Annotated in this window: 6 protein-coding genes; 3 read left to right on the top strand and 3 right to left on the bottom strand. The window is 51.8% G+C overall.

The features are described 5' to 3' along the window. The first annotated feature begins 249 nt into the window (after positions 1 to 249). Positions 250 to 1,857, top strand: a complete 1,608-nt coding sequence (gene sbtM, locus D5S03_RS09160; protein ID WP_008870571.1) for a thio(seleno)oxazole modification radical SAM maturase SbtM — start codon at positions 250 to 252, stop codon at positions 1,855 to 1,857. Between the two features lie 138 nt (positions 1,858 to 1,995). After that, complete coding sequence (locus D5S03_RS09155) at positions 1,996 to 2,820, top strand: flagellin N-terminal helical domain-containing protein (RefSeq protein WP_008870572.1); 825 nt, start codon at positions 1,996 to 1,998, stop codon at positions 2,818 to 2,820. Positions 2,821 to 2,864: 44 nt separating this feature from the next. On the opposite strand, the gene D5S03_RS09150 is transcribed toward D5S03_RS09155, so the two are convergent. From D5S03_RS09150 to D5S03_RS09140, 3 genes are all read right to left on the bottom strand, one after another. Beyond that, a complete protein-coding gene (locus tag D5S03_RS09150; RefSeq protein ID WP_008870573.1) occupies positions 2,865 to 3,062 on the bottom strand; it encodes a hypothetical protein in 198 nt (65 codons plus the stop codon). Between the two features lie 130 nt (positions 3,063 to 3,192). Further along, positions 3,193 to 3,519, bottom strand: a complete 327-nt coding sequence (locus D5S03_RS09145) for an arsenic metallochaperone ArsD family protein (RefSeq protein WP_040418660.1) — start codon at positions 3,517 to 3,519, stop codon at positions 3,193 to 3,195. A 16-nt stretch (positions 3,520 to 3,535) separates the two neighbouring features. After that, positions 3,536 to 3,877 carry a J domain-containing protein gene (locus D5S03_RS09140; protein ID WP_008870575.1) on the bottom strand — a complete coding sequence of 114 codons (342 nt, stop codon included), beginning with the start codon at positions 3,875 to 3,877 and terminating at the stop codon, positions 3,536 to 3,538. A gap of 408 nt (positions 3,878 to 4,285) precedes the next feature. Between D5S03_RS09140 and D5S03_RS09135 the strand changes: the two genes are divergently transcribed. Continuing rightward, the coding region (locus D5S03_RS09135; RefSeq protein ID WP_287043616.1) for an Hpt domain-containing protein at positions 4,286 to 5,344 on the top strand (1,059 nt) is incomplete at its 3' end.

Raw genomic sequence — 5,344 nt, 5'->3', positions numbered from 1 at the left:
TATTAAGATACGCCTCCTCATAATTGCTTGATTTCCTTGCCAAAAGAAAAAACTCCTCGTTTCCGGAAAGAAAACCATCAGTTTCAGCATCCGGAAATAAAGAATTTCCGGATGGAAACTATCTAACTTCCTGCGCCGGCAGGTTGTCGGCGCAGGTATTGAACTTTGCCTGAAAAAACTGTAACTGTTCGCCACAATACTGATTCATACTCCAGCCAATAATCTTCTATCCCCTGAGCACGAGCTGTCATGCAACCAAATGAAACAAATCTGGAAAATATATTCCCGGCATGTAAAAGTCTTGTCACCCGGCAGGCCTGGTCCGCTCTGGTCGCCAGAATGGACACGAAGCCTGGCCCGGAAAAATTCCCGGCAATGATTTCATCCCTGTCTCACAAACTGGAGCTTCCAGAATACCTGGCGGAACTGGCTGAGCTGGAAACAGCCCTATACAGCTGCCTTCAGCTTGCGGACCAGGTACCTTCCAGTGTCCACCAGAAAATGATCAACCCCTCCCTGAAAATGCTGGAACTGCATTGGAAAGGACTGGACAAGGCCCTGGAGAGGGCCGGTGATCCAAAGATCCAGCCTGCCTCACAGCCGGAGCTTATGCTTGTCTGGTTCGATCCGGCCAGCGGCTGCTCCAGAGCTCAACCAGCAGACCACCGGACTCTGACAGCACTGAAGATAGTCAGTGAAGATCAGCCCATGGGCAGCACCGCCCTGGAGTATAAAGTCAATCTGGCAGAACTGCACCGGGCAGTGGACCAGTCCGCATCCAGAGGCCTGATCCTGGCACCGCGCACCCGGCTTGGCAGGGACCCGGCAATATTTCAGCCCCATGACAAATCTTTCGAACGCTTTATGCACCCCAGGGTGTTTACCCTGCAATGGCACATAACCCAGGTCTGCGATCTGAACTGCAAGCACTGCTACGACCGCTCCTCCCGCAGCCCCATGTCCCTGGAAAGCGCATATTATGTCCTGGATGAACTGGAGAAATTCTGCACCCACAACAATGTCCGGGCCAAAGTCACCTTTACCGGAGGCAACCCCCTGCTTTATCCACATTTTGACCAGCTTTACCTGGAAACAGTCAGACGGGGCTTTCCGGTGAATATCCTGGGCAATCCAGCATCCAGGCAGCGACTGGAACAACTTCTGGAGATTCAGACTCCGTCCATGTACCAGGTAAGCCTGGAAGGTCTGCGGGAACACAACGATTTCGTCCGCCAGCCCGGATACTTTGACCGGATCATGGAATTTCTGCCCCTTCTCCGGGAACTGGGCATCTCCTCCCAGGTCATGCTGACCCTGACCAGGGACAATATGGACCAGGTTCTGCCCCTGGGCGAGCACCTGCGGGATATGACCGACCTTTTCACCTTCAACAGGCTTTCCGCCGTGGGCGAGGGCGCTTCCCTCTTGATGCCCTCTTACGCCGGATACGAATCCTTTTTGCATGAATACATCCGGGCAACCCGGGATAATCCAGTACTGGGCCTCAAGGACAACCTCATCAACAGCATCAGGGATGAAAACGGGCACAAGCCCTTTGGCGGCTGCACAGGGTTCGGCTGCGGTGCAGGCTTTAATTTCGCCACCCTGCTGTCTGATGGCGAACTGCATGCCTGCCGAAAATTTCCATCACCTCTCGGAAATATCTTTCAAAACGGGCTTATACAATCCTATGAGTCTGAGGCCGGCCGGAAATACAGGGCCGGCAGCGAGGCCTGCAGAGACTGCAGGCTGCTGCCTGCCTGCGGCGGATGCCAGGCGGTCATTTACAGCCTGGGACTGGACCCGCACAAGGACCGCGATCCCTACTGCTTCTACTCCAACGCCCCGGCCGCATAGAAAGTCCTGGGCGGCTGCCGGAATCTCTGCTTTTTTCTACAGCCTCAAATGTTTAGCTCTCAGCTGTTTTCACTAAAGATTAATGCTGTTCCGTCCGATATATTTTTTTGAATACCACCATTATTTCTGGAGCAGCACATGGCCTTAAGCAATCTGGCTCAAATACTGTCTTTATCCCCCAACGTGCAGATGGACATGCTCATGAGCGCCTACTTCCGCGATTCGCAGGTAGGTGCCAACCTGCGCCGCATGATGATCGGCGAGCAGCCGATACAGCCTCTGACCAGCCCCTTTGACCAGGCCATCACCGGCAGGCTGCGCTCAGACAGCGCCGCCATCCGCCAGCATTCACGCAATGTACAGGAGGCCGCCCAGATCATGGGCATCGCCTCGGAAGCGGTGGACAGTATAAGGGATACTTTGAAACAAATGCAGGATCTGGCGCAAAAGATAGACGAGGGTGATCTGGAATACAGGCAGGAGGTTGCAGATGATTACAATGAAATGCGGGAAAAAATTGAAAGCATAATCAGTCATACCCAGTACAACACCATGCACCTGCTGGACAGCGAAAAATGGGGAGGCAGCAGTCTGATAGACGAAGACGGCAAGGTGCAGATAAAATCTTTGCTGGGCCGTGACGGGCTTACTACTATCAAATTTTATCCCCTGGATGATAGAGACTGGAAGGGACTGGAGGGAACTGATCTGGAGACTGAAGCCGACAGAGAGGGCCAACTGGATCTATTATCCGAACTTATCGGGGACGTGACCACCATCGAGGATATCTACAGCGGACGAAAATCCAGCCTGGAGTTTCAGGCTTCCCGCCTGGAGTCTCAGGCGGACATAATGGACGAGGCTGTGGAGGCCAGGAAGCAGACCCCTGAGATGTCCCTGGAGGAAATACTGGTAAACCTGCTGCTCAGGTATTCAGGGAGAATATTTGACCAGATGACCTGAAGTTTTCCGGGGAAAAAGCCCCAGGCCCCTTCCCCGGACAGAATCTATCTGAATTCTCCGTGGACATCCTTGGAGTATTCGCTGAAGGCCCTTTCAATCTTTGCCTGGCCTTCTTCCGAGCTGAAAGCCTGCCTGGCCTCGTCGGGCAGGTCTTCCCATTCATACTTGTATTTTCCCACCAGCTTGCGCACCCATTCGGGCAGGGCGTCCCATTTTTCCTGGAGAGTTGCGGGCTCTTTCATGCCATAATCCTCCCTTGATTAAAAAGAAATAAGCACCTTAAAGAATTGAAGCACAGTCATCCACACAGGAACATCTTTGTTACTTTACAAACATTTATACTGTCAATCCGGAGCTGCCGGCCTGACGGCTTTAAAAATTATCACCATACTTTTTCAGGGCCTCTTCCAGTTGAGCCCGGTCAGGATATTCACCCTGAAAACACAGCCTGTCATTGATAAAAATTACAGGCAAGCCTTTCTTGCCCTGGTTCTGCAGGATTCCGGCCAGTTCAGGCCTGGATCTGAACTGTTGCAGGTGCATATTCAGGGCGTAAACCATGCAGCTGACATTGAAATCATTCTGCAGCTCCAGCAGGGCGTCCTGCAGCCTTTGAGTCTTTCTATCCCCTGCCGGACTGCCCGGTGTACATGCACAGGCCATATACGGCAGATATATTTCCAGTTTATCCAATGCCACAACCTCTCACCCCGGCTCAACCAGGCCAGATGGAACAGCCCTTGATGTCATAAAACCTGCTTTTGAGCCACTCATTATAACTAAGGACTTCGCCTTCCTCCACGGGAGTATTTAAAAACTGCGAGACAAGCACAGGGTCCTTTATCAGACTGGCCCTGGTTTCTTTGCCCAGCAGTATGTCCCTGGCCTCATTTATCAGGGCGGAAAGCCTCTGAGCCTCGGGATCCCCAGGATTTTTATCAGGATGATACATGCTCATTAAACGGTAATAACTGTAGCGTATTTCACTGCCAGCAGCCCACACCTCTACCCCGAGAATCCTTGCTGCGGTTTCCAGCAGATTGCTGTTTCCATGCATAATAGTGATGGCTATCAACACATTTTGAAAAGGTCAAACTTAGAAAAAATTCCAACATAAAACACCTCACCATTCAAATCCCCGATTAAGGCAGGCTTAACCATGTCAGAGGGTCCTCGGTGGTAACTAATACCATAAGGCCAGGGGACTGTCCCCCTGGCCGTTACCTGCCCCCTGCATGGTTGTTACGGGCAGGCCGTGTCAGGGCCAATAAATTTGTTGCCTTAAAACATCTTGCCTGATAGCCTTACATAAAACCACCGGATGCTTCAGGCTGGTCCTGTCTCCATGCTTGATAGCAGCTAACCCCGCCCGGATTATCATCTTGAAAATAGAAGCAAAAAAACGGCAGCCCGGCGGGATACAGGAACCCGCCTCAACACCCCATGCAGGCTCACGGATAAAAAAATGAACCAGAACAAACAAAAAGAAAATGAACAAATGCAGCAGGCTTTCAGGGAAGAAGCCGGGGATATCCTGCCGGAACTTGAAACCACCCTTCTGGAACTGGAGGAGAACCCGGATGATTCCGAACTGATCAACCGTGCTTTCAGGGCGCTGCACACCATAAAGGGATCAGGGGCCATATTCGGCTTTGACCAACTGTCCGAGTTCACCCATGAGATAGAAAATGCCTTCGACCTTGTCCGCAGCGGAAAAATGCAGGTCTCAAAAAGACTTCTGGACCTGACATTGCAGGCCAAGGACAAGATCCACGCCCTGCTTTACCATCCCGAAACCGTAAGCCGGGAGAGCCTGGATCAGATTTTAAAATCCATCGAAGAAATTTTGCCGGAGCAGGGATCTAAATCCTCTGAAGACCCGGCGCAGCATGTCCAGGAAGAGGACCCACAGGGAGAAACAGAAGTTTATCATATCCGGTTCAAGCCCGAAAGAGACATCTTCGCCACTGGAACCGACCCCCTGATGCTTGTGGATGAACTAAGAGAACTCGGCCCCATCTTTGTTGCAGCTCATCATGAAGAAATCCCTGACCTGGAGTCCATTGACCCTGAAAAATGCTATGTATGGTGGGATATATTACTTGCTTCAAACATGGGCAGAGGTGCAATAGATGATGTTTTCATCTTTGTGGATGAAGACAGCGAGCTAAGCATCGAGGTTCTGGAGCATCCTGGTGATGCCGGCGAAGAAAACCTGCAGACAATCTGGGAAAAAACATTCACCCCTTCAGATAGCAGCACCCTGGATGCACAGAATAGTCCCCAACCTGAAAAAGAACCTGAACATGAACAGGTTTACCAGGAGGATGAGGAGGAAGACAAGGCCCGGGAGCCTGAAGTTGAGCCGGAGACAAAGGCCCCGCCACCGCCAGATCCTCAGGAGGAAAAGCCAGCACCACCCCAAGCTGAACAAAAAGAAAAAAGCCAGGCCAGGCCGCAAAAGACCCAGCCGGACAAGGATAAAAAGCCACAGGACAAGCAGGCTGCTCAGGCTCAGACCTCG

This window comes from Desulfonatronospira sp. MSAO_Bac3, from assembly GCF_003838035.1.
In the GTDB taxonomy this organism is placed as follows: Bacteria; Desulfobacterota; Desulfovibrionia; order Desulfovibrionales; family Desulfonatronovibrionaceae; genus Desulfonatronospira; species Desulfonatronospira thiodismutans.
The sequence above is the reverse complement of the archived record's forward strand: the minus strand, read 5'-3'. Positions and strand labels throughout refer to the sequence as shown.

What these genes read in the sequence shown, in the direction of transcription:
- sbtM (WP_008870571.1), top strand. Translation starts at nt 250, where the DNA reads ATGCAACCAAATGAAACAAATCTGGAAAATATATTCCCGGCATGTAAA.
- D5S03_RS09155 (WP_008870572.1), top strand. Translation starts at nt 1,996, where the DNA reads ATGGCCTTAAGCAATCTGGCTCAAATACTGTCTTTATCCCCCAACGTG.
- D5S03_RS09150 (WP_008870573.1), bottom strand. Translation starts at nt 3,062, where the DNA reads ATGAAAGAGCCCGCAACTCTCCAGGAAAAATGGGACGCCCTGCCCGAA.
- D5S03_RS09140 (WP_008870575.1), bottom strand. Translation starts at nt 3,877, where the DNA reads ATGCATGGAAACAGCAATCTGCTGGAAACCGCAGCAAGGATTCTCGGG.